The organism is Rubrimonas cliftonensis (assembly GCF_900107585.1).
Lineage (GTDB): Bacteria > Pseudomonadota > Alphaproteobacteria > Rhodobacterales > Rhodobacteraceae > Rubrimonas > Rubrimonas cliftonensis.
Map to the genome: position 1 here is coordinate 1 of NZ_FNQM01000003.1, position 24,357 is coordinate 24,357.

At 71.8% G+C, this 24,357-nt stretch carries 26 protein-coding genes; 13 read left to right on the forward strand and 13 right to left on the reverse strand.

What is annotated here, in order from left to right; all coding sequences use genetic code 11:
• On the forward strand, positions 1–95 hold a 95-nt coding region (locus BLW43_RS05415; RefSeq protein WP_132546659.1), incomplete at its 5' end, for an EF-Tu C-terminal domain-related protein.
• Between the two features lie 696 nt (positions 96–791).
• On the opposite strand, the gene BLW43_RS05420 is transcribed toward BLW43_RS05415, so the two are convergent.
• Positions 792–2,165 (reverse strand): class II 3-deoxy-7-phosphoheptulonate synthase, encoded by a 1,374-nt coding sequence (locus BLW43_RS05420; protein WP_093250036.1) that lies wholly within the window; start codon positions 2,163–2,165, stop codon positions 792–794.
• A gap of 123 nt (positions 2,166–2,288) precedes the next feature.
• Between BLW43_RS05420 and BLW43_RS05425 the strand changes: the two genes are divergently transcribed.
• The gene (locus BLW43_RS05425; protein ID WP_093250039.1) at positions 2,289–3,308 is read left to right on the forward strand and encodes a GlxA family transcriptional regulator; all 1,020 of its coding nucleotides are present in this window, start codon (positions 2,289–2,291) and stop codon (positions 3,306–3,308) included.
• Positions 3,309–3,313: 5 nt separating this feature from the next.
• On the opposite strand, the gene BLW43_RS05430 is transcribed toward BLW43_RS05425, so the two are convergent.
• Positions 3,314–4,471, reverse strand: coding sequence for a DUF6456 domain-containing protein (locus tag BLW43_RS05430; protein ID WP_093250042.1), 1,158 nt, complete (start codon positions 4,469–4,471; stop codon positions 3,314–3,316).
• A 219-nt stretch (positions 4,472–4,690) separates the two neighbouring features.
• Here BLW43_RS05430 and BLW43_RS05435 point away from each other — a divergent pair, with 219 nt between their 5' ends.
• From BLW43_RS05435 to ppa, 5 genes are all read left to right on the forward strand, one after another.
• Positions 4,691–5,047, forward strand: coding sequence for a DUF6477 family protein (locus BLW43_RS05435; RefSeq protein ID WP_093250045.1), 357 nt, complete (start codon positions 4,691–4,693; stop codon positions 5,045–5,047).
• Between the two features lie 140 nt (positions 5,048–5,187).
• The gene (guaA, locus tag BLW43_RS05440) at positions 5,188–6,750 is read left to right on the forward strand and encodes a glutamine-hydrolyzing GMP synthase (RefSeq protein WP_093250049.1); all 1,563 of its coding nucleotides are present in this window, start codon (positions 5,188–5,190) and stop codon (positions 6,748–6,750) included.
• Entirely contained in the window at positions 6,741–7,310 is a 570-nt protein-coding gene (locus BLW43_RS05445; RefSeq protein WP_139283990.1) for a peptide-binding protein, read from the forward strand. The genes guaA and BLW43_RS05445 overlap by 10 nt, the downstream gene beginning before the upstream one ends.
• Positions 7,307–8,191, forward strand: a complete 885-nt coding sequence (locus BLW43_RS05450; protein ID WP_093250055.1) for a DMT family transporter — start codon at positions 7,307–7,309, stop codon at positions 8,189–8,191. Before BLW43_RS05445 ends, BLW43_RS05450 begins: the two co-directional genes overlap by 4 nt.
• A gap of 93 nt (positions 8,192–8,284) precedes the next feature.
• On the forward strand, positions 8,285–8,821 hold the full coding sequence (gene ppa, locus BLW43_RS05455; RefSeq protein ID WP_093250058.1) for an inorganic diphosphatase: 537 nt from the start codon (positions 8,285–8,287) through the stop codon (positions 8,819–8,821).
• Between the two features lie 30 nt (positions 8,822–8,851).
• Here the strand turns inward: ppa and BLW43_RS05460 are convergent, their stop codons facing one another.
• The gene (locus BLW43_RS05460; RefSeq protein WP_093250061.1) at positions 8,852–9,613 is read right to left on the reverse strand and encodes an adenosylcobinamide-GDP ribazoletransferase; all 762 of its coding nucleotides are present in this window, start codon (positions 9,611–9,613) and stop codon (positions 8,852–8,854) included.
• Positions 9,614–9,704: 91 nt separating this feature from the next.
• Between BLW43_RS05460 and cobT the strand changes: the two genes are divergently transcribed.
• On the forward strand, positions 9,705–10,715 hold the full coding sequence (cobT, locus tag BLW43_RS05465) for a nicotinate-nucleotide--dimethylbenzimidazole phosphoribosyltransferase (protein WP_093250068.1): 1,011 nt from the start codon (positions 9,705–9,707) through the stop codon (positions 10,713–10,715).
• A 15-nt stretch (positions 10,716–10,730) separates the two neighbouring features.
• On the opposite strand, the gene dapE is transcribed toward cobT, so the two are convergent.
• The 4 genes from dapE to dapD all read right to left on the reverse strand — a co-directional run bounded on the left by dapE (position 10,731) and on the right by dapD (position 13,593).
• Positions 10,731–11,879, reverse strand: coding sequence for a succinyl-diaminopimelate desuccinylase (dapE, locus tag BLW43_RS05470; protein WP_093250072.1), 1,149 nt, complete (start codon positions 11,877–11,879; stop codon positions 10,731–10,733).
• Between the two features lie 105 nt (positions 11,880–11,984).
• Positions 11,985–12,242, reverse strand: coding sequence for a hypothetical protein (locus BLW43_RS05475; protein ID WP_093250074.1), 258 nt, complete (start codon positions 12,240–12,242; stop codon positions 11,985–11,987).
• Positions 12,243–12,385: 143 nt separating this feature from the next.
• Positions 12,386–12,688: a hypothetical protein gene (locus BLW43_RS05480; protein WP_093250077.1), complete on the reverse strand. Its 303-nt coding sequence runs from the start codon at positions 12,686–12,688 to the stop codon at positions 12,386–12,388.
• A 59-nt stretch (positions 12,689–12,747) separates the two neighbouring features.
• Positions 12,748–13,593, reverse strand: a complete 846-nt coding sequence (gene dapD / locus BLW43_RS05485; protein ID WP_093250079.1) for a 2,3,4,5-tetrahydropyridine-2,6-dicarboxylate N-succinyltransferase — start codon at positions 13,591–13,593, stop codon at positions 12,748–12,750.
• Positions 13,594–13,693: 100 nt separating this feature from the next.
• Here dapD and BLW43_RS05490 point away from each other — a divergent pair, with 100 nt between their 5' ends.
• The gene (locus tag BLW43_RS05490; protein ID WP_425441166.1) at positions 13,694–14,539 is read left to right on the forward strand and encodes an LOG family protein; all 846 of its coding nucleotides are present in this window, start codon (positions 13,694–13,696) and stop codon (positions 14,537–14,539) included.
• A gap of 33 nt (positions 14,540–14,572) precedes the next feature.
• Here BLW43_RS05490 and BLW43_RS05495 read toward each other — a convergent pair whose 3' ends face one another.
• The 6 genes from BLW43_RS05495 to dctP all read right to left on the reverse strand — a co-directional run bounded on the left by BLW43_RS05495 (position 14,573) and on the right by dctP (position 20,923).
• Complete coding sequence (locus BLW43_RS05495; protein WP_093250086.1) at positions 14,573–15,034, reverse strand: hypothetical protein; 462 nt, start codon at positions 15,032–15,034, stop codon at positions 14,573–14,575.
• Between the two features lie 166 nt (positions 15,035–15,200).
• Positions 15,201–16,733, reverse strand: coding sequence for a malonate--CoA ligase (locus BLW43_RS05500; RefSeq protein WP_093250089.1), 1,533 nt, complete (start codon positions 16,731–16,733; stop codon positions 15,201–15,203).
• A gap of 22 nt (positions 16,734–16,755) precedes the next feature.
• Entirely contained in the window at positions 16,756–18,018 is a 1,263-nt protein-coding gene (locus tag BLW43_RS05505) for a malonyl-CoA decarboxylase (protein ID WP_093250092.1), read from the reverse strand.
• Positions 18,015–19,331, reverse strand: a complete 1,317-nt coding sequence (locus BLW43_RS05510; RefSeq protein WP_093250096.1) for a TRAP transporter large permease — start codon at positions 19,329–19,331, stop codon at positions 18,015–18,017. The genes BLW43_RS05505 and BLW43_RS05510 overlap by 4 nt, the downstream gene beginning before the upstream one ends.
• Entirely contained in the window at positions 19,331–19,897 is a 567-nt protein-coding gene (locus BLW43_RS05515; RefSeq protein ID WP_093250099.1) for a TRAP transporter small permease subunit, read from the reverse strand. Before BLW43_RS05515 ends, BLW43_RS05510 begins: the two co-directional genes overlap by 1 nt.
• Before the next feature lie 39 nt (positions 19,898–19,936).
• Positions 19,937–20,923: a TRAP transporter substrate-binding protein DctP gene (gene dctP, locus BLW43_RS05520; RefSeq protein ID WP_093250101.1), complete on the reverse strand. Its 987-nt coding sequence runs from the start codon at positions 20,921–20,923 to the stop codon at positions 19,937–19,939.
• Between the two features lie 127 nt (positions 20,924–21,050).
• On the opposite strand from dctP, the gene BLW43_RS05525 reads away from it, so the two are divergent.
• The 4 genes from BLW43_RS05525 to gatA all read left to right on the forward strand — a co-directional run bounded on the left by BLW43_RS05525 (position 21,051) and on the right by gatA (position 24,332).
• Positions 21,051–21,752 carry a GntR family transcriptional regulator gene (locus tag BLW43_RS05525; RefSeq protein ID WP_093251515.1) on the forward strand — a complete coding sequence of 234 codons (702 nt, stop codon included), beginning with the start codon at positions 21,051–21,053 and terminating at the stop codon, positions 21,750–21,752.
• A 91-nt stretch (positions 21,753–21,843) separates the two neighbouring features.
• Complete coding sequence (locus tag BLW43_RS05530) at positions 21,844–22,527, forward strand: hypothetical protein (RefSeq protein ID WP_093250104.1); 684 nt, start codon at positions 21,844–21,846, stop codon at positions 22,525–22,527.
• Positions 22,528–22,560: 33 nt separating this feature from the next.
• Positions 22,561–22,848 carry an Asp-tRNA(Asn)/Glu-tRNA(Gln) amidotransferase subunit GatC gene (gene gatC, locus BLW43_RS05535; protein WP_093250112.1) on the forward strand — a complete coding sequence of 96 codons (288 nt, stop codon included), beginning with the start codon at positions 22,561–22,563 and terminating at the stop codon, positions 22,846–22,848.
• On the forward strand, positions 22,845–24,332 hold the full coding sequence (gatA, locus tag BLW43_RS05540; protein ID WP_093250116.1) for an Asp-tRNA(Asn)/Glu-tRNA(Gln) amidotransferase subunit GatA: 1,488 nt from the start codon (positions 22,845–22,847) through the stop codon (positions 24,330–24,332). The genes gatC and gatA overlap by 4 nt, the downstream gene beginning before the upstream one ends.
• The last annotated feature ends 25 nt before the right edge of the window (positions 24,333–24,357 follow it).

Genomic DNA, 24,357 nt, shown 5'->3' on the forward strand with positions numbered 1-24,357 from the left:
TCGCGCCGATCGCCATGGAGGAGAAGCTCCGCTTCGCCATCCGCGAAGGCGGCCGCACCGTCGGCGCCGGCGTCGTCTCCAAGATCATCGAGTAAGCGGGACCGAACCGCCGCCCACGTGGGCGGCGCCGTTCGGCCGGATCGCGGGCCGCCCTCACGGGCGGCCCGTTTTCATTCCTTCGCGAATTCTGTCGCGACGCGGCGCAAGCGGACGGCGGATCGAATGCAGGAAGGGCCGCCATGCGCGGAAGGCGGCCGTCCGCCCCGCGGCGCCTCTTGAGCGATGAGGGCCGCGCCCTCCCTCGGGTGGGCGCTTCGCGACGGCTGAGCGGCGCGGTTTATGGCGCAAACAACTTCGACGGCGCAGCGGGTTGAGGCGTTGCAATGCGCCCTCCCTTGGGGGAGGGAGGGCGCGGCCCGTGCTGGTCGCACGGGCCAAGGGTCGAGCGAGGCGCCTTCAGGCCACAGGCCGCCTTCCGCGCGAATCGGCCCCTTCGCCAACGCGAGTCGAAGCGCTGTGGGATTGCCCACCTCCCCACGCGACATGCGACGGAAACACCAAGGCAGGCGCGCCAAAACAGCGCCATCGTCATGGCGTCCGTCGCCCCGCAAAAACCGGAGCGCCTCTCTGCCGGAAACGCCTGCCCCGCAAGCTGACGTATCGCGCCGCACAACTTGGCGGGTGCGGCGCGCGACCACGCGTCGGCGCCTATCACGCGCCGCCCTCGGCGTACTGCCGCCGCGGGCCGTCGCGAGGCGCGCCGGGCTGTCGCCCGGCGTCGTTCGCCGTTCTCAGACCGCCTCAGCCCTCGGGGCGGCGGCGGTCTTGTCCAGCTCCTCGGCGACGAGGAACGCAAGCTCCAGCGCCTGGCTCGCGTTCAGCCGCGGGTCGCAGGCGGTGTGGTAGCGGCTGGAGAGGTCGGCCTCGGCGAGATTGTGCATGCCGCCAAGGCATTCGGTGACGTTCTTGCCGGTCATCTCGAAGTGGACGCCGCCGGCGTGGGTGCCCTCCGCGGCGTGGACCTCGAAGAATTCCCGCGCCTCGGCCAGCACCCGGTCGAAGGGCCGCGTCTTGTAGCCGGTGTCGGACTTGATCGTGTTGCCGTGCATCGGGTCGCAGCACCAGACGACATGCCTGCCCTCGCGCTCGACGGCGCGGATCCAGCCCGGCAGGTGCTTGGAGACCTTGCCGGCCCCGACGCGGGCGATGAGCGTCAGCCGCCCCGGCTCGTTGGCCGGGTTCAGCCGGTCGATCAGTCGCAACATGTCGTCGGCCTCCAGCGACGGGCCGCATTTCAGGCCGAGCGGGTTGATCACGCCGCGGCAGTACTCGACATGGGCGCCGTCAAGCTGACGGGTGCGGTCGCCGATCCAGAGCATGTGGCCCGAACCGGCGACCCATTTACCGGAGGTCGAGTCGACGCGCGTCAGCGCCTCCTCGTACTGCAGCAGCAGCGCCTCGTGGCTGGTGAAGAAGCTCACGCCGTGCAAGACGTTGGCGTTGCCCGCGTTCACGCCGCAGGCGTTGATGAAGTCGAGCGCGGTCGAGACGCGCTCGGCCATCGCCTGGTACTTCTCCGCCTCGGGCGAGCCTTGGGTGAAGCCGAGGTTCCAGCTCGCCACGCGGTGCAGGTCGGCGTAGCCGCCCTGCGCGAAGGCGCGCAGCAGGTTCAGCGACGCGGCGGACTGCAGGTAGGCCTGCAGCATCCGGTCAGGGTCCGGCGTGCGGGCCTCAAGCGTCGGCAGGTCCTCGTTGATGATGTCGCCCTTGTAGGAGGGCAGCTCCAGATCGCCGACCTTCTCAGTGGGCGCCGAGCGGGGCTTGGCGAACTGGCCGGCCATGCGCCCGACCTTCACCACCGGCTTCTTGGCGGCGTAGGTGAGCACCACCGCCATCTGCAGCAGGACGCGGAACGTGTCGCGGATGGTGTCGGCGGAGAACTCAGCGAAGCTCTCGGCGCAGTCGCCGCCCTGCAGCAGGAACGCCTCGCCGCGCGCCACCTCCCCCAGCCGCTTCGTCAGCGCCCGCGCCTCGCCGGCGAAGACCAGCGGCGGATAGCTCGCAAGCTTGCCCTCGACGACGCCTAGCCGCGCCGCGTCGGCGTATTCGGGAAGCTGCATGGCCGGTTTGCGCCGCCAGCTCGCCCTGTCCCACACTTGCGTCATCGCCGCCTCCCGTCGCGAACCTGTCTTCTTGCGACGGTTCTTTATCGCCACGCGGCGGATTGCGCCAGTTTCAGGGCGCGCTCGCGGCTTGACGCCGCATCGGGCCGCACGTCACCTGAGCCGATGGTCGAACAGCTCCGCAGGACGGTCAGGCCCGAACCGTCGCCGGTCCAGCCGCCGGCGGCCCCAAAGCTCTTTGTTTTCCTGCTGACGCATCAGTTCTCCATGATCGCCTTCGCCGCGGCGCTGGAGCCCCTGCGCATCGCCAACCGGCTCGCGCGGGGCCGGCTCTACGCGTGGCGCCTCGTGGCCGAGACGGCCGAGCCCGCGCGATGCTCCAACGGCGCCGCGGTGAGCGTCGACGGCCCGCTCGACGCCGCGCCGCGCGACGCCACCGTGCTCGTCTGCGGCGGGCTGGAGGTGCAGAAGGCCGCCAGCAAGCCGGTGCTCACATGGCTGCGGCGCCAGGCCCGGCTCGGCTCGCGCATGGGGGCGCTGTGCACCGGGGCGCATGTGCTCGCGCGGGCGGGCCTGCTCGAAGGGCGGCGCTGCACGATCCACTGGGAGAACCGCGCCGCCTTCGCCGAGGAGTTCGAGGACGTCGAGATCACCAACCGCGTCTACGAGATCGACGGCGACCGCCTCACCTGCGCCGGCGGCGCGGCGGCGGCCGACATGATGCTGGCGCTGATCGGCGACGAGCACGGCCCCGACTTCGCCCGCCTCGTCGCCGACCAGATGATCGTCGGCTCGATGCGCGGCGCCGCCGAGGAGCAGCGTCTCTCCGCCCCGGCGCGCCTCGGGACGCGCCACCCCCGGCTGGTGACCATCATCAAGCGGATGGAGGCGCATATCGAGGAGCCGGTGAGCCCGTCAGACCTCGCCGAAGGCGCCGGGATGTCCACGCGACAGCTTGAGCGCCTTTTCAGACGCTATCTGAACAAGAGCCCCAAACGCTATTACATGGAACTGAGACTGCAGCGCGCCCGCGGGCTGCTGCTGCAGACCGACATGAGCGTGATCGCCGTGGCGCTGGCGAGCGGCTTCACGTCATCGGCGCATTTCTCGAAATGCTACCGCGACCAGTTCGGCCGCACCCCGTACCATGAGCGCGGCGCGGCGGAGCCCGAGGAGCGCGCCTGACGCGCTCAGGCGGCCCGTTCGGGGAGCATGGCGACGGTCCCGGCGCCGCGCGCCGCCGCGGGCGTCAGCCCGTAGTGGTCGCTCAGCCGCTGCAGCGCGATCTTGAGCACGACCTTGCCGGACCGCGCGGACCACCCCATGCGGCGTTCGGTCGACTCGAGCCCTTCGCGCAGACAGCAAGTCCGCAGGGCCGCGTCCGCAAGTCCCGGTCCAAGCGCCTCGAGCGCCCGGCCGAACCTGTCGGCCGCCAGGACAGGGGGCGAGGCGTCCCCGCCCGGAGCGCGCGGCGCGACGAGCCCGCGCCAGTCCTGCAGGGCCTCGCCCGCCAGATGCGCGGCCTCGAAGTCGCCGACGAGACGTTCGCCCGCCTCGACCTCCGCAGGCGTCAGGAACGGCGCCCCGTCCGCCCCGCGACGCGTGGCGAGCCATGCGAGCGGCGTCTCGGCGAGACAGGCGCGCAGTTGCGGCGCCGGCGTCGGCTCCGCCGGGCCTTCGCCGCAATCGGCGGCAGGCGCAGCTGGCTGGTTCTCAGCCTCGCGCGCCAGAACCGTCCTCAACCAGGCCCGCCCCGCCTCGGAGATGACGTATTTCGCCGAGCAGTTCGTCCGGGAGAGGCATCGCACCCAGTCCCGCGCCGCAAGCTCCGCAGCCGCCTCCAGCGTCAGCAGGCCCAGCGGACGGCGGAACCGGTTCTTGCGGCAGAAAACGCCCGCCTTGCCGGCGCCGTCGGCGATCATCAGGAAGGCTTCGGGCTCGCTGAGCCGCTCAAGCGCGCGCGCCGCCACGCGACGGCCGTAGTCCGAGATGAGCGCCGGCGCGGCGGCGCCGGACTGACCGTCCGCGTCGCCGTCGTCCCTGGCGCCGGGCGCCGCGCCGTCGTCCGCGCAGCCAACCCCGCCCATCGCCCCGCGCGCCACCGCGCCGAGCGTCTCGAGCGCGCGGTCGATCAGCGGGTCGTCCCGCAGCGCCTCCATGCGGCGGATCGCGCGGTGAACGCTGGCCGGCGCCTTCCCGGCCGCTTCGGCGAGACGTCTCAGCGGCGCCGCGCCCTCCACATGCGCGAGATAGAGCGCAGCGTCCTCGACCCGCCTTGGCGGCGCCTCGGCGAGACTGGCGCGCATCGCGCTGACGCAGGCCCGCAGGGTGACATGGTGGGTGCGCAAGGCGTCGTCTCCAACCGCTTCCAGGCTTTACGCCCAATTTGGTGAAAATCAGCGCTAACCGGCATGTGTGAAGAATGGTTTAAGTCCGGCACTTTGTGGAAAACGTAAATCTTACCGCAAACTCAATTAACTACCCGTCACCGTGCGCTGCGTTTACGAAGTGTGGAACACCTGCCGTGGCGCCGCATTGTCGCCATGAACGCAGCGACGGAGAGCGAAATGCGCCCTGAGATCATGATCGAAGCACAGCCCCTCACCCTTGCGCTGGAAGCGGCGGAGGCGGCGCTCGCGACGCTCTCGCGGCCGCGCCTGCTCGCCGCCGCGGCCCGTGTGGGCGCGACGCTCTATCGGCGCCAGCGCGATCTGCCGGGCCTTTTGCCACAGGGATCAGGCGCTTCCGGCGTTCGCCTCGTGGCGGCCATCATGTCGGCGGAGGCGGCCGCCAACGCCGCGCGGCTGGCGGGAGACCCCACCTACGCACCGGCGCGCCACGTCAAGCTGCTCACCGCGCTCCTCGCCGAGGCCGCCGCGCTGAAGCAGTCGGGCGGGCTTGAGACCAAATCCCGCGCGGCCTGATCCCGTGGCCTGATCCCGCGACCACCGCTCCGCGCCGGCCAGACGCGCCCGCCCCCCTGCGGCGGCGCCCGGCCGGCGGCGCGCAGGCCGCAGCATCGCCGCCGCTTGCGCGAATCCGCGCGCGCGCTTACGCGGGCGCGATGAACCCGCCCCAGCATGAACGCGTCCTGATCGTCGATTTCGGCAGCCAGGTGACGCAGTTGATCGCCCGCCGCCTGCGCGAGGCGCGGGTGTATTCCGAGATCGTCCCCTTCGCCCGCGTGGACCGCACCTTCCTTGCCGGGTTCGCGCCGCGGGCGATCATTCTCTCGGGCGGCCCCGCCAGCGTCCTCGAAACGAACGCGCCGATGCCGGACGCCGCCGTGTTCGAGGCGGGCGTGCCGGTTCTCGGCATCTGTTACGGCCAGCAGGCGATGGTCTCGGCGCTCGGCGGCGAGGTCGAGGGCGGGCGCCATCGCGAATTCGGGCGCGCGAGCCTCACCGTCGCCGCGCATTCGCCGCTCTTCGAGGGATGGGTCGAGACCGGCGCCGCCGAGCAGGTCTGGATGAGTCATGGCGACCGCGTAGCGGCGGCGCCGCCGGGTTTCCACGTCATCGCCGCCTCGCCCGGCGCGCCCTGCGCGGCGATCGCGGACGAGGCGCGGCGCTTCTACGGCGTGCAGTTCCACCCCGAGGTCATGCACACCCTGCGCGGCGAGCGCATCTACGAGAACTTCCTGTTCAGGGTGGCCGGGCTCAAGGGCGACTGGACCATGGCCGCCTACCGCGACGAGGCCGTGGCCGCCATCCGCGCCAAGGTGGGCGATGCGCGCGTGGTCTGCGGGCTTTCGGGCGGCGTCGACAGCGCGGTGACGGCGGTTCTGGTTCATGAGGCCATCGGCGAGCGCCTGACCTGCGTGTTCGTCGACACCGGCATGATGCGCGAGGGCGAGGCGGACGAGGTGGTGGGCCTGTTCCGCGACCACCACAACATCCCGCTGATCCACGCCGACGAGGGGCCGCGCTTCCTCGCCGCGCTCGACGGCGTGACCGACCCCGAGCAGAAGCGCAAGACCATCGGCAAGATCTTCATAGACGTCTTTCAGGAACACGCGGAAAGCATTGGTAAAGTTAAGTTTCTTGCGCAGGGAACGCTCTACCCCGACGTGATCGAGTCGGTCTCCGTCACCGGCGGCCCCTCCGTCACGATCAAGAGCCACCACAATGTCGGCGGCCTTCCGGAGCGCATGAACCTCGGGCTCGTCGAGCCGCTGCGCGCGCTCTTCAAGGACGAGGTTCGGGCGCTGGGCCGGGAACTCGGGCTGCCCGAGCGATTCGTGGGCCGGCATCCCTTCCCCGGCCCCGGCCTGGCGATCCGCTGTCCCGGTGAGATCACCGCGGAGAAGCTCGCCATCCTGCGGCGTGCTGACGCGGTGTACCTGGAGGAGATTCGCAACGCCGGCCTCTATGATGAGATCTGGCAGGCCTTCGCCGCCCTGCTGCCGGTGCGCAGCGTCGGCGTGATGGGGGACGGGCGGAGCTACGACTACGTTCTCGCACTGCGGGCCGTGACGTCCGTCGATGGCATGACCGCCGACTACTATCCGTTCGAGCACGACTTTCTCGGCCGTGTGGCGGGCCGCATCATCAACGAGGTGCGGGGCGTCAACCGTGTGGTGTATGACGTCACGTCGAAACCGCCGGGGACGATCGAATGGGAGTGAACCGGGCCGCGCCGATCGCATCGCTTCTGGCGGGCCTGCTGGCGGGCTTCGCCCATGCACAGGCGCTTTTCACCGCGCCGGCGCACCCGCTGCCGGTGCGCGACGCGCCGGGCGGCGACGTGATCGGCGCGCTTGAGCCCGGCGCGACGCCCGTCGAATCGACCGGCGCGGACGGCGCCTGGCTGCGCATCGGCTTTGGCGAGCGGGACGGATGGGTGGCGCGCGACGCGCTCTCGCCGACGGAGACGCCCATGCTCGCCGGCTCGCAGGCGCCCGACGGGCTGCTCTGTTCGGGGACAGAGCCGTTCTGGTCGCTGCGCCTCGAAGCGGCCACGACGCTGCGCAGCCCCGACGGAGACGGACCCGCGCTCACCCTGCATGGCGTCGCGCCCGCCGTCGGCATGTCCGCCTTCCCCGCGCGCGTCGACTATGGCCCGCTGGTGGCGGTGCTGCGCCCGCTCGCCTGCGCCGACGGGATGTCCGACCGCACGCAGGCCTGGACCGTCGACGTGCTCGACGGCGACCGCCTCCTCACGGGTTGCTGCCGCCTCTCGCCATGACCGTCGCCGCTGACGGCCACCCGACCGCCCGCCCGATGGCGGCGGCAGGCTGGATGGGCCTCGCCATCGTCTCCTTCGCCGCGATGGCCGTCGCCGGGCGCGAGCTCTCCGCCCATTACGACACCTTCGAGATCATGTTCTATCGCTCGGCCATCGGTCTGCCGATCGTCGCGGCGCTGCTGCTGCGCCTGCACGGCTGGCGCGGGGCGGCGACTGCGCAGCCCTGGGGCCATGTGCGCCGCAACGTGATCCATTTCACAGGGCAGAACCTCTGGTTCTACGGCGTCGCCACGATACCGCTCGCGCAGCTCGTCGCGCTGGAGTTCACCAACCCGATCTGGGTGGCGATGCTGGCGCCGCTGCTGCTCGGCGAGACGCTGACGCGCTGGAAGCTGGTCGCCGCGCTGCTCGGTTTCGCCGGCGTGCTCGTGATCGCGCAGCCCGGCGTCGCGCCGCTGGAGCTTGGGCATCTCGCGGCGCTGGCCTCCGCGCTCGGCTTCGCGCTCACCAACATCTTCACCCGCGGGCTGATGCGGCGCGACGGCGCGCTCTGCGTCCTGTTCTGGATGACGCTGAGCCAGATGCTGATGGGGCTGGCCTGCGCCCTGCCCGGCGGCGTCGCCGGCGTGACGCCGGAGACGCTTCCCTGGGTGCTCTTCGTCGGCGTCTGCGGCCTCTCGGCGCATATGGGGCTGACGCGGGCGCTGGGCTTCGCGCCGGCGTCGGTGGTGGCGCCGATGGAGTTCCTGCGCCTGCCGGTCATTGCGGTCGTGGGGCTGACGCTCTACGGCGAGCCGGTCGAACTGGCGCTCGCCCTCGGCGCCGCGCTGATCCTGTTGGGCAACGTCCTGAACCTTCGGGCGCAGCGGCGCGGCGCGTGACGGCGCTTTGCCGCCGGACGCCGCTGTGCTAGGCGATCCGCGAAAACCCAGCGCGGCGGCCTTCGCAGCCGCAACAAGATCAATGGAGACATCATGAATCTCGACGCCATCCCCGCGGGGAAGAACCCGCCCAAGGACGTCAACGTAGTGATCGAGATCACCGGCGGCGCCGGCGGCGGCGCGCCCGTGAAGTACGAGATCGACAAGGACAGCGGCGCCGTGTTCGTCGACCGCATCGTGAACACGCCGATGTTCTACCCGTGCAACTACGGCTTCGTGCCGAACACCCTGCACGACGACGGCGACCCCACCGACGTGCTGGTGCTGTGCGATTTCGCGCTGGCCCCCGGCGTCGTCATCCGCTGCCGCCCGGTGGGCGTGCTGAAGATGGAGGATGACGGCGGCATGGACGACAAGATCATCGCCGTGCCGGTGGAGAAGGTCGACCCGTTCCAGGCCAACATCCAGGACCTGACCGACATCGTCGAGAAGACCCGCGACCGCATCAAGCACTTCTTCGAGCACTACAAGGACCTCGAGGCCGGCAAGTGGGTCAAGGTCATCGGCTGGGGCGACAAGGCCGAGGCCGAGACGATCCTGATGAAGTCGGTGGAAGCCGCCAAGAAGTGAACCGAGGGCGGCGCCGCACGAGGCGCCGCCTCACTCCGGCGACAGCAGCGCCGCGAGCGCGGCCAGCGCCGCCAGTTCGCCCGCCATCTGGGCCGCGCCCAGCACGTCTCCGGTGACGCCGCCGATCCTGGCCCGCGCGACCGCCCGCGTCGCCAGCGCCGCCGCAAGCGCCGCCGCCGTCATCCAGCCCGCCGACCGCCAGCCGAGCGCCAGCGCGCCGACGGCGCCGCCGACCGCCAGCGCGGCGACGACCGTGGCCCAGCCCGGCGCGCCCGCCGTCGCCGCCATTCCGCCGGGCTTCGCCTGCGGCCCTAGCCTGAAGATCAGCGGCACGACGGCGCGGCTCACCGCGCCGGAGGCGGCGAAGGTCGCGACCGTCAGCGCCGGCGCGGTCTCCGCCATGAAGGCGGCCTTGGCGAGCAGCGCGAGCGCGAGCGCGGATGCGCCGAACGTCCCCACCCGGCTGTCGAGCATGATCTCCAGGCGCCGCGCAGGGTCCATTCCGCCCCCGAAGCCGTCGGCGCAGTCGGCCAGCCCGTCCTCGTGAAAGGCGCCCGTCAGCGTCAATGACGCCGCCAGCGCAGCGGCGGCGGCGGCGAGCGGCGGCAGGCCCAGCGCCAGGCCGAGCCACAGCGCCGCACCCGTCAGCGCGCCGACCAGCGCGCCGACCAGCGGCCACGCCCACGCCGCCGCCGCGGCGCGCTCCGCCGCGCGGGCGTGGTCGACCGGCGCCGGGATGCGCGTCAGCAGGCTGAGCGCATGGAGCGGGTCTCGGAGGTCGAAAAGGCGCATCGGTCGCGCTCCGCCAGGGGGTCCGCGGATTGCCCGCGACGCGCGCGCGGGCTACCGCCTCGGCTGATACAGCCTCATAGCCGGAGCCGCCATGCCCTTCGCCAGCCTCGACGCCTTCCGCGCCGCCCTAGCCGCCGCGCCGGGGCCCGACCGCGCCGCGCGCGCCGCCGCGGAGGCGCGCAACAGTCGGCTGACGAAGCCGCCCGGCGCGCTGGGACGGCTGGAGGAGATCGCCGTCTGGTGGTGCGGCTGGCGCGGCGTGGCGCGCGGCGCGCTGGAGCGCCCGCAGATCGTCGTGTTCGCCGCCGACCACGGGGTTGCGCGCCGCGGCGTGTCGCCATTCCCCGCCGAGGTCACGGCGCAGATGGTGGGCAACTTCGCCGCCGGCGGCGCCGCCATCAACCAGCTCAGCCGCCTGCTCGGGGCGCGGCTCGACGTCGTGGACGTCGGCGTGGGCCGGCCCACGGCCGATTTCACCGAAGGCCCCGCGATGGACGAGGCGCGCTTCCTGCAGGCTCTCGGCGCCGGTTGGGACGCGGTGGACCCCGACGCCGACCTCTTCATCGCCGGCGAGATGGGCATCGGCGCCACCTCGGCGGCGTCGGCGGTCGCGGCGGCGCTGTTCGGCGGCGGCGCGGAAGCATGGACGGGGCGCGGCGCCGGCGTCGACGACGCCGGCCTTCGCGCCAAGACCGCCGTGGTCGCCGCCGGTCTCGCGGCCCACCCCGAAGCCGCCGCCGATCCGCTTGAGGCGCTGCGGCGTCTCGGCGGGCTGGAGATGGCCGCCATGGCCGGGGCCGTCGCCGCCGCCCGCGCCCGCCGCACCCCGGTGCTGCTCGACGGCTTCATCTGCACCGCCGCCGCCGCCGCGCTCGCCCACGCCAGTCCCGGCGCGCTCGAGCACTGCCGCGCGGGGCACCGCTCTGGCGAGGCGGCGCATGGCCGGATGCTCGACGCGCTGGGGCTGGAGGCCGTGCTGGACCTCGGCATGCGGCTCGGCGAGGGCTCCGGCGCCGCGGTGGCGGCGCTGACGGTGAAAGCGGCGCTCGCCTGCCACGGCGGCATGGCGACCTTCGCCGAGGCGGGCGTCTCGGGCGGATGAGGCGCGCCCCGGCCGTCAGGAGCTTGCGAAGAAATCCTCGATGACGGCGCGGTAGACCTCCGCCAGCCGCCGCACGTCCTGCACCGGCACGCGCTCGTCGACCGCGTGCATCCCGCGCCCGACGAGGCCCACCTCCACGACCGGGCAGTGGTCCTTGACGTAGCGCGCGTCGGATGTGCCGCCGGTGGTGCTGAGTTTCGGCGTCTGGTTGGTGGCCCGCGCCACCGCCGCGGCGACGCGGTCGGTGAAGGGCCCCGGCGGCGTCAGGAACGCCTCGCCGGAGATCCGCGTCGACACCGAAGCGGTCACGCCGAACTCGGCGGCGACCGCCTCCGCCTCGGCGCGCAGCATCGCCGTGAGGCCCGCGCCGTCATGCATGTCGTTGAAGCGGATGTTGACGGTGGCGCGTCCCTCGGCGGGGATCACGTTGGAGGCCGGGTTGCCCACGTCGACCGTCGTGATCGCGAGCGTGGAGGGGTCGAAATGCGCCGTGCCCTCGTCCAGCGGGCGGCTCGCCAGCCGGTCGAGCAGCCGCGCCAGCGCCGGCAGCGGGTTGCGCGCCCGATGCGGGTAGGCCGTGTGGCCCTGCACGCCGCGCATCGCGAGCTGCGCGGTGACGCTGCCGCGCCGCCCGATCTTGATCATGTCGCCCAGCGTCTCGACGGAGGTCGGCTCGCCCACGATGCAGGCGTCGAGCCGTTCGCCGTTGGCCTGCATCCAGTCGAGGATGGCGGGCGTGCCGTCGACGCTGTCGCCTTCCTCGTCGCCGGTGATCAGCAGCGCCAGCGAGCCGCGCGCCGGATCGCCGGCAGCCCAGGCGCAGGCGGCCGCGACGAACGCCGCGACGCCCGACTTCATGTCCACCGCGCCGCGCCCCCAGAGCTCGCCGCCAGCCACCGTCGCGCCGAAAGGCGGATGCGTCCAGGCCGCCGCGTCCCCGACCGGGACGACGTCGGTATGGCCGTTGAACCCCAGCACCGGCCCCAAGGCCCCGAAGCGCGCGTAGAGATTCGCGATGCCGCCGCGGTCGCAGCGGGTCGTGCGGAAGCCCGCCGCGGACAGCGCAGCCGCCACGACGTCGATGGCCCCGTCGTCGGCGGGCGTCACCGACGCGCAGCGGATCAGCGCGGAGGTCAGGGCGACGGGGTCTATCGGCTCGGGCATGGGCGGGACTCTCGTCAGGGAGGCGCCGCCGTACGCTTGCGGCCGCGCGCACTCACAAGGCCCGTCCGCGCCCGGCGGGTCAAGCCGCCGCGCGCCGCGGCGCGCTCAGCCTTTCGGGATGACGCTCAGCACGCGGCCGAGCCCGTTGTCGCCGTCGCTTAGGAAGGTGATCACGACGCGCTTCCCGGCGGCGAGTTCGGTGGAGACCTCCGTCTGCGCCGCCAGCGGCCACACGGTCCGGTCGGTCAGCACGATGACGCGGCGCGCCTGATCATAGGTCGCGATCTGGCCGGAGGTCTGGTCCGCGAGCGCGGCGCCGGCGAGGGAGGACAGGCAGAGAGCGGAGAGGATGAGTGCGCGCATGGCGCTGTTTCCCGGAAAGCCGGCCCCGATGGACGGACAGACCGGAGATGAAGTGGGATTGCCCGGCCGCGCCGCAAGCGGGGCCGTCGAGGCCGGCGCGAATATTTCTCGCAGGCGGTCGGGCGTCGCCGGCGGACGCGCTCTCAGTCGAAGAGCGGCTCCATCTGGGCGACGATGACGGCGTTCTCGTCGCGCGCGCGGGCCATAAGCGCGCGGTCGTCGTCGCCGATCTCGTCGCCCTCGGCCTCCCGGTCGGCGACGCCGCCATAGCCCTGCACGTCGAGCGGCGCGAGGCCGGCGGCCTTGAGGATGGCGACCGTCTCCCGCACCGCCTCGGCCTCGTCCCTGCCGCTCGCGTAGCAGACCAGCGCGGCGCCGGTGGAGCCGTCGGGCAGGCCGTCGCCGGGCGCGCGGCCGCACTGAACCAGCAGCGTGAAGACGTCCATGGCCCCTCCAGTGCCGCCAGGGGCGTCCGGGTCTCGACCCGAACGCCCCGGCGCCGCGGTCAGTCGCGCAGCAGCTCGTTGATCGAGGTCTTGGAGCGGGTCTGCGCGTCGACCTTCTTGACGATGACGGCGCAGTAGAGACCCGGCCCCGGCTCGCCGTTCCCCATCGGCTTGCCCGGCAGCGAGCCGGCCACCACGACGGCGCCGGCGGGCACCTCGCCCATGGTGATCTCGCCGGTCGCGCGGTCGACGATCTTGGTGGACTTGCCGATGAAGACGCCCATGCCGAGCACCGCGCCCTCGCGCACGATGCAGCCCTCGACGACCTCCGAGCGCGCGCCGATGAAGCAGTCGTCCTCGATGATCGTCGGGCCGGCCTGCATCGGCTCCAGCACGCCGCCGATGCCGACGCCGCCGGAAAGGTGCACGTTGCGCCCGATCTGCGCGCAGGAGCCGACAGTGGCCCACGCATCCACCATCGTCCCCTCGCCGACATGGGCGCCGAGGTTGACGAAGGAGGGCATCAGCACCGCGCCCGGCGCGATGTAGGCGGAGCGGCGCACGACGCAGCCGGGCACGGCGCGGAAACCCGCCGCCTGCCACTCGCTCTCGCCCCAACCCTCGAACTTCGAGGGAACCTTGTCCCACCAGGTCGCGCCGCCGGGGCCGCCGGCGACGGCCGCCATCGGGTTGAGGCGGAACGAGAGCAGCACGGCCTTCTTGAGCCACTGGTTGACCGTCCACGCGCCGTCCGCGCCCCGTTCGGCCACCCGCTCGGCGCCGCTGTCGAGCAGCTCCAGCGCCGCCTCGACGGCCTCCCGCGTCTCGCCTCTGGTGTCGACGGAGACGCCGTCGCGCGCCTCCCAGGCCGCTTCGATCGCCGTCTCAAGACCCGCGTGGCTCATGCGCCCCTTCTCCCCCGTTTTACCTGCGTCAAGGTTGGCGCTATACGCGGCGCTCCGGGGGCGCGCAACGCATGCGCCCCTGCTGGCGGGAGTGAGCGGCGTGGACGACAAGGACGAGCAGAAGCATCGCGCATCGGTGTTTCCCTCCGCGACGCGCGACGTCGAGGCGGCGGGACGCATCCCGTCGACGCCGCAGACCCGCGCGCCGGCCTATCGCCTCGCCTTCGCCGACACCGACTTCCTGCGCCGCGAGGAGCTGCGGCCGGTCCGCCTCCAGCTGGAGCTGCTGAAGCCCGAGCTGACGCTCGCAGAGCGCGGCATCGTCTCGACGGTGGTGATGTTCGGCGGGGCCCGCATCCGCCCGGGCGGCGCCCAGGCGCGCACGCCGCAGATGGCGGAGATGTCGCGCTACTACGAGGAGGCGCGGAAGTTCGCGCAGCTCTGCAGCCTGGAATGCCTCAAGCGCGGCGGCGGCGAGTTCGTCGTCGTCACCGGCGGCGGTCCCGGCGTGATGGAGGCCGGCAACATGGGCGCCGCAGAGGTCGGCGCGCCGTCGATCGGGCTGAACATCGTCCTGCCCCACGAGCAGGCCCCGAACGCCTATGTGACGCCGGAGCTGAGCTTCAATTTCCACTACTTCGCCATCAGGAAGATGCATTTCCTGATGCGCGCCGCGGCGATCTCGGTGTTTCCGGGCGGCTTCGGCACGCTCGACGAACTGTTCGAGGCGCTGACGCTGATCCAGACGCGGCGCATGGCGCCGGTGCCGCTGCTGCTGTTCGGGGAGGCGTTCTGGCGGCGCGTGATCGACTTCGACGCGCTGGTGGAGGCCGGGACCGTGTCCCCGGAGGATCTCGACCTGCTCCAGTTCGTCGAGACGGCAGAGGAGGCCTGGGCCGCCGTCGCCTCCGCCGCCACCGAGTCAGAGAGGGCGGCGGCGGAGTAGCGACGGCGCGACGCGGGCGGGCCCCCCGCAGCTTCAGCGGGGCAGGCCGCTGATCTCCAGCCCGAGCGTGCCGGCGGCGCCGGTGATCGCCTCCGCGGCGCGATCGATCTCGGCGCGCATGTCGGCGTCGGGACGCTGGGCCGGCGCGTCGGAAGCCTCTGGCGCTGCGGTGGCGGCGGAACGCTCCAGCGACCTGTCCAGCGTGCGCAGCGCCGACACCGCCTCCACCAGGAGACGCCGGGTCTCCGCGAGGTTCTCGACCTCGCGCGTGGCCTCGGCCATGCCCGCCGGCGTCTCCAACTCTTCCACGCGCGCCTGAGAAGCCACCAGCTGCTCGCGCAGCGCCTCGGTCTCGCCCGCCCGGCTGGTGGACTCCGCAAGGCGCCGCTCCAGCGATTCGGAGCGCTCCAGCGCGAGCTCAAGCTCGCTCTCAAGCCGCTTCACGCGCGGGTTCTCGTCGATGTCCTCGCCGCAGCCGGCGGCGAGAGAGAGCATGATCAGCGCTCCCAGCGCCGCGACCCGTGATCGCGGCGATCTGGTGGGAAGGGTCCGCATCATCGGCACGTCTGTTCTCCGCATTCGGTGCGCCGGCCGCCGACCGGCCCCGCCCGTCGCCGACATAGGCGATGAGACGCGGCGGCGCATCCCGCCGTCTGCAGAATCACGCGCCGGCGGCGTCGGTGAAAAGCCGGCCGAAAGTCTCGCGCAGCGCCTTCTTCTGCACCTTGCCCATCGCGTTGCGCGGCAGCTCGTCAACGATCACGACGCGCTTGGGGTGCTTGTAGCGGGCGAGATCGGCCGAAATCGCGGTCATCACCGCCGCCTCGTCGACAGAATCGGGCTTCTCCGGCGTCACCACGGCGACCACGGCCTCGCCGAAATCGGGGTGCGGCACACCGACCACGGCGCTCTCCTTCACGCCCACCACAGCGTCGATGCGCTCCTCCACCTCGCGCGGATAGACATTGAAGCCGCCGGAGATGATCAGATCCTTGGCGCGGCCGACGATGGAGACGTAGCCGCGATCGTCGATCACGCCGAGGTCGCCGGTGATGAAGAATCCGTCGGCGCGCATGTCCTCCGCGGTCTTCTCCGGCATCCGCCAGTAGCCAGAGAATAGATTGTCGCCCTTCACCTCGATCACGCCGATCTCGCCCTGCGGCAGCGACCGGCCCGTCTCGGGGTCGGCGACGCGCAGGTCCACCCCCGGCAGCGGGAAGCCCACCGTGCCGGCGCGGCGCTCGCCGTCATAGGGGTTGGAGGTGTTCATGTTGGTCTCGGTCATGCCGTAGCGTTCCAGGATCGCGTGGCCGGTGCGCGCGCGCCAGGCGTCATGCGTCTCGGGCAGCAGCGGCGCCGAGCCGGAGACGAAGAGGCGCATGCCCGCCGTCGCCTCGCGCGTCAGGCCGGGGTGGTCGAGCAGCCGGGTGTAGAAGGTCGGCACGCCCATCATCGCGGTCGCGCCCTGCGCCATCGCCCCGAGCGCAGCGTCGGCGTCGAACTTCGCCATGAAGAACACGCCGCCGCCGGCCATCAGCGTGACGTTGGTCGCCACGAACAGGCCGTGGGTGTGGAAGATCGGCAGGGCGTGGATCAGAACGTCGGCGGCGGTGAACCGCCAGACGTCGCGGAGCGTCAGGGAGTTCGACGTCAGCGCCCGGTGGCTGAGCATGGCGCCCTTGGAGCGCCCGGTGGTGCCGGAGGTGTAGAGGATCGCCGCGAGATCCTCCGCCCCGCGCGGAACCGCCCCGAAGCCGGCGTCGGCGGCGTCGGCGGCGTCGCGCAGCGTGCCGCGCCCGGCGCGGTCGAGCGTCATGACCGCGCCCACGTTCTTCGCCGCGCCCGTCAGAGCCTCGCGCCGGCCCGGATCGCACAGGAAGGCGGCCGGCTCGGCGTCGCCGAGGAAATAGCCGACCTCGGCGGGCGTGTAGGCGGTGTTGAGCGGCAGGAACACCGCGCCGGCGAGCACCGAACCGAGATAGAGCTGCACGGCCTCAAGCGACTTCTCGACCTGCGCCGCGACCCTGTCGCCGGGCTTCACGCCCGCCGCGGCGAGCGCGGCCGCCATGCGCTCGGCCCCGGCGAAAAGCGCGCCGTAGCTCAGTTCCCCACCGTCATGGCGGGCGAAGAGCCGGGCGTCGTCGCCCACGGACGCCGCGCGCAGCGCCTGCGCGAGGTGGTTCTCGTCATACATCGTCGTCTTTCCTCAGCTGCCCTCAGCGGCGCGGCAGGAGGCGCCGCACCGCCGGGGCCGTCGCGATGGCTCCCTCGCCGGCGAAGGCCTCGTGGTTCCGCTCGATCGCATCGAGATCGTAGAGATAGTTGACCATGCAGCCCCATGACGCGGCCATCCCGCGTTCGCTGGCGTCGGCCTCCGGGTTGACGCGGTGCAGCACCGCGCCGTTGCCGAGGTGGAACCGCGCCACCGGGTCGAGCGGCCCGCCGCGGGACTTTGCCTCGGCGAGATAGACCGCGGCGGCCCGCGCCAGCGCGTCGGGCGGCGGCGGCTCGGCGGCCATCGTCGCGCGCGCCTCGTCGCTCAGCTCCGGCGCGCCGCCGGCCAGCCACGCCCGCAGGCCGGGGATCGGCGAGAGCGTGACGAAGGTGCGCAGCCGCGGCAGTTCGCGGCTCAGCTCCTCGACCACCTGCTTGATCAGGAACGCGCCGAAGGAGACGCCGCGCAGCCCCTCATGGCAGTTGGTGATCGAGTAGAAGGCGGCGACGCGCGCCTGCTCGGCCGGGTGCGGCGCGCGATCCTCGGCCAGCACGGGGCCGATGGCGCCGGGAATATCGGCGGTCAGCGCGACCTGCACGAAGATCAGCGGGTCGCCGGGCATGGCCGGATGGAAGAAGGCGTAGAGCCGCCGGTCGGGCGCGGCCACGCGGCGGCGCAGCTCCTCCCATCCGCGGATCTCGTGGACGGCCTCATAGGAGATGATCTTCTCCAGAACCTCGGCCGGCGTGCTCCAGTCGATGCGCTGGATGCGCAGGAAGCCGCGGTTGAACCACGAGCCGAACAGGTGCCGGAAGTCGCGGTCGAGCCCCTCCAGCCGCGAATTCTCCCGCAGGGCCCGCAGCAGCGCCGCCCGCAGCCGCACCAGCCGGGCGGTGGCGCCCGGCGGGCTGTTCAGGCGGCGCACCAGCTCCTGCGACCTCGGCTCCGAGGAGAAATGCACCGCGCGCGCCAGCGCGTCGTCGTCGGGCGCGGCGCGCCACGCCTCGACGGCGGCCTCCAGCCGCGCGCGGTTGGGGCCGAAGCGTTCGGCCAGCATGGCGAAGGCCTCGACCCTGGCGGCGTCGTCCATCGCCTCCAGCCGGTCGAGCACCCGGCCCGCCAGCGCAAGACCGGTGGCCTCGCCGCGCCCGGAGGCAAGCCGCTCGCAGAGATCCTCGAGCGGCGCGTCGCGTGTCGCCGCCCCGGGCAGCAGGGCGTTGCCGATCTCCGACACGCGCTCAAGCAGATCCGAGACGACGCTCACAGCACGGGCCCCATCACCAGGTCCGGCAGGCCCGTCGCCAGGCCGGGGAACACGCAGAGGATCAGGATGGCGACGACCATGCACATCACATAGGGGATCGACCCGCGCAGGATGGTCTTCAATGGAATGTCGGGCGCGATGCCGTTGATGACATAGAGGTTCAGGCCCACCGGCGGCGAGATCAGCCCGATCTCCATGTTGATCGTCAGCACGACTGCGAACCAGTAGGGGTCGAACCCCGCGGCGAGGATCACCGGCAGCAGGATCGGCGCCGCCATCAGGATCACCGCGACCGGCGGCAGGAAGAAGCCCGCGACGAGCAGGAACAGGTTGATCGCCGCCATCAGCACCCAGCGGTTCACGTCGAGCTCCGTGATCCATGCGGCGATCGACTGGGTGATGAACAGCGAGGACAGCATGTAGGAGAACACGCCCGCCGCCGCGATGATGAACAGGATCATCACGCTCTCGCGCGTGCTGTCGCGCAGGATCGCCCAGAGCGCCGGCAGGTTCCACAGCCGGTAGATCACGACCGCGATGCCGATGCAGAGCAGCGCGCCCACCGCCGCCGTCTCCGACGGCGTCGCGACGCCGCCGTAGAGCACGAACAGCACGCCGACGATGACGGCCAGGAACGGCCCGACCCGCGGCAGGATCTCGATCTTCTGCGCCCAGGTGAAGCTGCGGCTCTCCAGCACCTTCGCGTTGCCCGAGGCCCAGGTCGCGTAGATCGACCAGGCCATGAAGAGCGTGACCAGCATCAGCCCCGGCACGACGCCGGCGAGAAACAGCCGGCCGATGGAGGTCTCCGTCGCGACGCCATAGACGATCATCGTCACCGAGGGCGGGATCAGGATGCCCAGGGTGCCGCCTGCGGCGATGGAGCCGGCGGCCACGGTGTCGGGATAGCCGCGCCGCCGCATCTCGGGCACGCCCATCTTGCCGATGGCCGCACAGGTGGCCGGCGACGAGCCCGACATGGCGGCGAACAGCGCGCAGGCGCCGAGGTTCGACACCACCAGCCCGCCGGGCACGCGGGTCAGCCAGCGGTCGAGCGCCTCGTAGAGATCGGCGCCGGCGCGGGTGGACGAGATCGCGGCCCCCATGATGATGAACATGGGGATCGACAGCAGCGCGAAGTCGTTGAGCTTGCCGAAGAAGATCTCCGGCATCAGCTCCAGCGAGCGCATGCCGTCGAAGGCCAGCAGGAAGCCGCCAGCCGTGATCAGCAGGCCGGTCGCGACCGAGACGCCGGAGAACAGGACCAGAATGGTCGCGAGGGCGACGACGCCGCCGAGCGTGAGCGGATCCATCAGGCGTCCTCCCCGGCGTCTGCGTCCGGCACTCCGAAGGGCCGGTCGACGCCCAGCACCACCCCCGCAAGGTCAGCGGCGAGCTGCAGGATGAACAGGCCGAAGCCGACGGGCAGCGCGAGGTAGGGTATCCAGAGCTTCACGCCCCAGACCGTCTCCGAGCGCCAGCCCCGCTCCCACGCCATCAGCCACAACTCGAAACCGTGGAAGAACATCACCCCGAGAACGGCGAGCGAGAGGCACAGCACCACCGCCGCCAGCACCCGTCGCGCCGCCATCGGCAGCGCCAGCGGCACCAGGTCGACATTCACATGGCCACGCAGATACTGGACATAGGGCAGCCCGAGCATCGTCGCCCCGACCATCAGGTAGATCACCGCCTCGGTCTGCCAGATGGTCGACCCGCCTAGAACATAGCGGATGAAGATCATCTGGCAGGTGATCAGCACCGAGGCGAGGATCATCAGCGAGGCGACAAGGCCGCAGGCCTGCGACAGCCAGCCGATCGCGCGAAGGGCGGCCACGCCGCCATGGCGCGCGCGCGTCGTCTCAGTCTGCGCCGTCATGGCCGCGCGCCCCAGTCCCTCACCGCGTCCCTCACCGCGTCACTCGACCGAAAGCGCGAGGTCGAGCAGTTTCTGCCCGTCGGGCGTGCTCTCGACGAACGCCTTGTAGGACGTCTGTTTTGCAAGCTCGCGCCAGGCGTCGAAGTCCTCGCTGGTCATCTGCGCGATCTCGACGCCGTTCTTGCGGAACACCTCGACAGAGGCTGCGTCCTCCTTCTTGGCCTCTTCGAGATAGAACGCCTCGGCCTTGGCGGCGCCTGCGCGCAGCGCGGCCTGCTGTTCGGCGGTCAGGCCGTCGAAGGTCGACTTGTTCATCAGCACGGGTTGATACATGAACCACAGCGCGACATCCCCGGCGGGGGTGTAGCACGCCACCTGCTCATAGAGGCGGAAGCTCACGAAGGAGGAGGACGAGGTGTTCACCGCCTGGAGAACGCCGGTCTGCATCGCGTTGTAGACCTCCGACGACGCCATCGAGGCGATCGACGCGCCGGCGCCCGCCAGCATCTGCTCAAAGGCCTTGCCGGCGGCGCGGGTCTGCAGGCCGGCGATGTCCTCGGGCTTGGTGATGCAGCCGTCCTTGCCGGCGAAACCGCCCGCGAGATAGCCGTCCACCAGCACCATCACGTCGTCTTCGGCCATGATCTCGCCGATCGCGTCCATGAACGGCGACTCGTTGAGGCGCGCGGCGTGGTCGTGGTTCTTCACGAGGCCCGGCATCAGCGTGAGGTTGTAGGCCGGTCGCTCGCCGCCTGCGTAGGAGAGCGGCAGCACGGTCATGTCGAGCTGGCCGCGGCTGAGGGGGCGGTACTGCTCGCTCGCCTTGAACAGCGACTGGCTGGGGAAGATGCGGATTTCAAGATCGACGTCAGCCGCCGCGACATGGTCGGCGACGATCTGGGCGACCTTGTGGCGCACGTCGCTCGTGGACCACTGGTGGCTGAGGCGCAGTTCAGCGGCGCCGGCGAATGCAGCGCCGAAAGCTGCGATTGCGGCGACGGCGGCGCCGACAAGAGTGCGATTCATGACGTTTCTCCCGGTTGACCGCAGGGTCTGAGCGCCCCGCGTAACGACCCTGCGACAACAGCGCAGAATGCGCACACAGTCAATCATTCTGTATGCAGAAGTCCAAAACTCGTCTATTGTCATGCACATGAAGGAAGTTTCTGGCGCGCGTTGCACGACTCGCACCCTGCGCGACAGGCTGGAGGAGCTCGTCCTCACCGGCGCCTTCGCCCCCGGCGCGCGGCTGGAGGAGACCGCGCTGGCCGAGCGTTTCGGCGTGTCCCGCACCCCGGTGCGCGAGGCGCTGGCCCAGCTCGGCGAGGCGGGGCTCGTGGTGATCCGCCCGAGACGGGGCGCCGTGGTCGCCGCGCTGACGCCGCGGCGGCTGATCGAGATGTTCGAGGTGATGGCCGAACTTGAGGCGATGTGCGCCCGCCATGCCGCGCGCAGGGCGGGCGGGCGCTCCCTGGCGGCGATCCGGCGCACGCATGAGCTCTGCGCCTCGGCGGCGCGGACGGGCGACGTCGACGCCTACTATTATGAGAACGAGGCGTTCCACGAAGCCATCCGCGCCGCGTCGCGGCAGGATTTCCTCGTCGAACAGGCGGGCGCGCTCCAACGCCGGCTGCGCGCCCATCGGCGGCACCAGCTGCGCGCGCGCGACCGCATCGCCGCGTCGCTGGCCGAGCATGACGCCATCGTGGCCGCCATCGAGGCAGCCGACGGAGAGGCGGCGGCGGCCGCCATGCGCGGCCATGTGGCCGTGCAGGGCGCGCGTTTCGCCGACATGCTCGCCGCCCTTGATCCCGATGCGGCGGCCGAGGCCGCCGTCTCTGACGCAGCCGTGTAGCCTGGGCGGTTGGCGGGCGCGAAGACGCGGCTATGATGCTTGGGCCGGCGGCCGGGCGGGCCGCCGCCGGCCGAACTGAGCGGAGACCGCGATGAACTGGACCGCCCCGGTTGACATCTACTGCGAAAGGCTGGGGCCGGGACTTCTCGCCGAGCCGCTGAACGCCGTAACCAACGCCGCCTTCCTCGTGGCGGCCTGGCTGGCATGGCGGGCGGCGAAGGCGCGGGGTCGGCTCGACTGGCCGATGTGGACGCTCATCGGCCTGACGGCGGCGATAGGCGTCGGCTCGACGCTGTTTCACACGTTCGCCCAGCGGTGGGCGGGTGCGGCCGACGTCATCCCGATCCTGCTGTTCATCGTCACCTATTTCGGCCTTTCGATCTGGCGCTTCTTCGGCGCGCGCGCGGCGGAGGCTGTGGCGCTGGCGGCGGGGTTCCTGTTCTTCGCAACGGGCCTGCGGGCGGCGGCGGGCGGCGCGCTGCCGGACGCGCTGCAGCCCGCCGTCGGCTATCTGCCGGCGCTCGTCGCGCTGGGAATGTGCGGCGCGCTCCTGCTGGCGCGGCGCCACCGCGTCGGCTGGCGGCTGCTCGGAGCGACGGCGCTCTTCACCGCCTCGCTCACGTTCCGCTCGCTCGACATGGCGGTGTGCGAGGGCTTCCCGACCGGCACGCATTTCATGTGGCACATCCTGAACGGCTGCGTGCTGGGCACGCTGCTCTTCGCCTGGATCGGCCATGGCGCGGCGCCCGTTGCGAAACAGGCTCCGGCGGGCTAACCCCTCGACCGTCTCAGGTTTCGGGGGAACGGCATGGCGGTCGACAAGGCGACGGTGCGGCGCGTAGCGCATCTGGCGCGCATCCGCGTGGACGAGGACCATCTCGCGCCGATGGCGCAGGAACTCTCGCGCATCCTGGCCTTCGCCGAGCAGCTCGCGGAGGTGAACGTCGACGGCGTCGAGCCGATGACCTCCGTCACCCCCATGGCGCTCAGGATGCGCGAGGACGTCGTGACCGAGGGCGACGCCCGCGACGCCGTGCTAGCCAACGCGCCGCTCACCCGCGGAGGCTTCTTCGCCGTGCCGAAGGTGGTGGAATGACCGCGCTCAACGCCCTCACCATCGCCGAGGCGCGCGACGGCCTGCGCCGCGGCGATTTTTCCGCGCGCGAAATCACAGACGCGTGCATCACGGCCATCGACGCCGCCGACGCGCTCAACGCCTTCGTCACCAAGACGCCAGAGAAGGCGCTGGCCATGGCCGACGCCGCCGACGCGAGGCTGAAGGCCGGCGACGCGCCGGCGATGTGCGGCGTGCCGGTGGGGATCAAGGATCTGTTCTGCACCGAAGGCGTCCGCGCCCAGGCGGCCTCCGACATCCTGCGCGGGTTCAAGCCGCCCTACGAGAGCACCGTCACCCGCAGGCTGTGGGACGACGGCGCCGTGATGCTCGGCAAGCTCAACATGGACGAGTTCGCCATGGGCTCGTCCAACGAGACCTCCGCCTACGGCCCCGTCGCCTCGCCCTGGCGGCGCCGCGGCGACAATCGCCCCTTGACGCCAGGCGGCTCCTCCGGCGGCTCCGCGGCGGCGGTGAGCGCCGACCTCTGCCTCGCCGCCACCGGCACGGACACCGGCGGCTCGATCCGCCAGCCGGCCGCCTTCACCGGCATCGTCGGCTTGAAGCCGACCTATGGCCGCTGCTCGCGCTGGGGGGTCGTCGCCTTCGCCTCCTCGCTCGACCAGGCCGGCCCGATGACCAAGACGGTGCGAGACGCCGCGATCATGCTGCAGGCCATCGCCGGTGAGGACGCGAAGGACAGCACCTCCGCGCCCATCCCCGTGCCCGACTTCGAGGCGGCGCTGACCGGCGACGTCCGCGGCCGGCGCATCGGCGTGCCGAAGGAGTACCGGCTCGACGGGATGCCGGCGGAGATCGAGGCGCTGTGGGCGAAGGGCCGCGCCATGCTCGCCGACGCGGGGGCGGAGATCGTCGACATCTCGCTGCCCCATACGAAATACGCCCTGCCCGCCTACTACATCATCGCGCCGGCGGAGGCCTCGTCGAACCTCGCCCGCTACGACGGCGTGCGCTACGGGCTACGGGCCGAACTGCAGCCCGGCGACGACATGACGGACCTCTACGAGCGCAGCCGCGCCGAAGGTTTCGGGGCGGAGGTCAAGCGGCGCGTGATGATCGGCGCCTATGTGCTCAGCGCGGGCTACTACGACGCCTATTACCTGCGCGCACAGAAGGTCCGCACGCTCATCCGGCGCGATTTCGAGCAGGCGTTCGACGCCGGCGTCGACGCGATCCTGACGCCTGCGACGCCCTCGGCCGCCTTCGCGCTCGGCGAGGTGGGCGGGGACGACCCGGTGGCGATGTATCTCAACGACGTGTTCACCGTGACGGTGAACCTCGCGGGGCTGCCTGCGATCTCGGTGCCGGCGGGGATGAACGAGGCTGGGCTGCCCCTCGGCCTCCAGCTCATCGGCCAGCCCTGGGGCGAGGCGGCGCTGCTGAACGACGCCTGCGCGCTGGAGAACGCGGCCGGCGCGCGCCCCCGTCCCGGCGCCTGGTGGTGAGGACGGGCTCGGGGATGAACCGATA

Excerpts from the sequence above, each read along its gene's own strand:
- BLW43_RS05420 (WP_093250036.1), bottom strand. The coding sequence starts at position 2,165 with ATGACGCAAGTGTGGGACAGGGCGAGCTGGCGGCGCAAACCGGCCATG.
- BLW43_RS05425 (WP_093250039.1), top strand. The coding sequence starts at position 2,289 with ATGGTCGAACAGCTCCGCAGGACGGTCAGGCCCGAACCGTCGCCGGTC.
- BLW43_RS05435 (WP_093250045.1), top strand. The coding sequence starts at position 4,691 with ATGCGCCCTGAGATCATGATCGAAGCACAGCCCCTCACCCTTGCGCTG.
- guaA (WP_093250049.1), top strand. The coding sequence starts at position 5,188 with ATGAACCCGCCCCAGCATGAACGCGTCCTGATCGTCGATTTCGGCAGC.
- BLW43_RS05445 (WP_139283990.1), top strand. The coding sequence starts at position 6,741 with ATGGGAGTGAACCGGGCCGCGCCGATCGCATCGCTTCTGGCGGGCCTG.
- BLW43_RS05450 (WP_093250055.1), top strand. The coding sequence starts at position 7,307 with ATGACCGTCGCCGCTGACGGCCACCCGACCGCCCGCCCGATGGCGGCG.
- ppa (WP_093250058.1), top strand. The coding sequence starts at position 8,285 with ATGAATCTCGACGCCATCCCCGCGGGGAAGAACCCGCCCAAGGACGTC.
- BLW43_RS05460 (WP_093250061.1), bottom strand. The coding sequence starts at position 9,613 with ATGCGCCTTTTCGACCTCCGAGACCCGCTCCATGCGCTCAGCCTGCTG.
- cobT (WP_093250068.1), top strand. The coding sequence starts at position 9,705 with ATGCCCTTCGCCAGCCTCGACGCCTTCCGCGCCGCCCTAGCCGCCGCG.
- dapE (WP_093250072.1), bottom strand. The coding sequence starts at position 11,879 with ATGCCCGAGCCGATAGACCCCGTCGCCCTGACCTCCGCGCTGATCCGC.
- BLW43_RS05475 (WP_093250074.1), bottom strand. The coding sequence starts at position 12,242 with ATGCGCGCACTCATCCTCTCCGCTCTCTGCCTGTCCTCCCTCGCCGGC.
- BLW43_RS05480 (WP_093250077.1), bottom strand. The coding sequence starts at position 12,688 with ATGGACGTCTTCACGCTGCTGGTTCAGTGCGGCCGCGCGCCCGGCGAC.
- dapD (WP_093250079.1), bottom strand. The coding sequence starts at position 13,593 with ATGAGCCACGCGGGTCTTGAGACGGCGATCGAAGCGGCCTGGGAGGCG.
- BLW43_RS05495 (WP_093250086.1), bottom strand. The coding sequence starts at position 15,034 with ATGCTCTCTCTCGCCGCCGGCTGCGGCGAGGACATCGACGAGAACCCG.
- BLW43_RS05500 (WP_093250089.1), bottom strand. The coding sequence starts at position 16,733 with ATGTATGACGAGAACCACCTCGCGCAGGCGCTGCGCGCGGCGTCCGTG.
- BLW43_RS05510 (WP_093250096.1), bottom strand. The coding sequence starts at position 19,331 with ATGGATCCGCTCACGCTCGGCGGCGTCGTCGCCCTCGCGACCATTCTG.
- BLW43_RS05515 (WP_093250099.1), bottom strand. The coding sequence starts at position 19,897 with ATGACGGCGCAGACTGAGACGACGCGCGCGCGCCATGGCGGCGTGGCC.
- dctP (WP_093250101.1), bottom strand. The coding sequence starts at position 20,923 with ATGAATCGCACTCTTGTCGGCGCCGCCGTCGCCGCAATCGCAGCTTTC.
- BLW43_RS05525 (WP_093251515.1), top strand. The coding sequence starts at position 21,051 with ATGAAGGAAGTTTCTGGCGCGCGTTGCACGACTCGCACCCTGCGCGAC.
- BLW43_RS05530 (WP_093250104.1), top strand. The coding sequence starts at position 21,844 with ATGAACTGGACCGCCCCGGTTGACATCTACTGCGAAAGGCTGGGGCCG.
- gatC (WP_093250112.1), top strand. The coding sequence starts at position 22,561 with ATGGCGGTCGACAAGGCGACGGTGCGGCGCGTAGCGCATCTGGCGCGC.
- gatA (WP_093250116.1), top strand. The coding sequence starts at position 22,845 with ATGACCGCGCTCAACGCCCTCACCATCGCCGAGGCGCGCGACGGCCTG.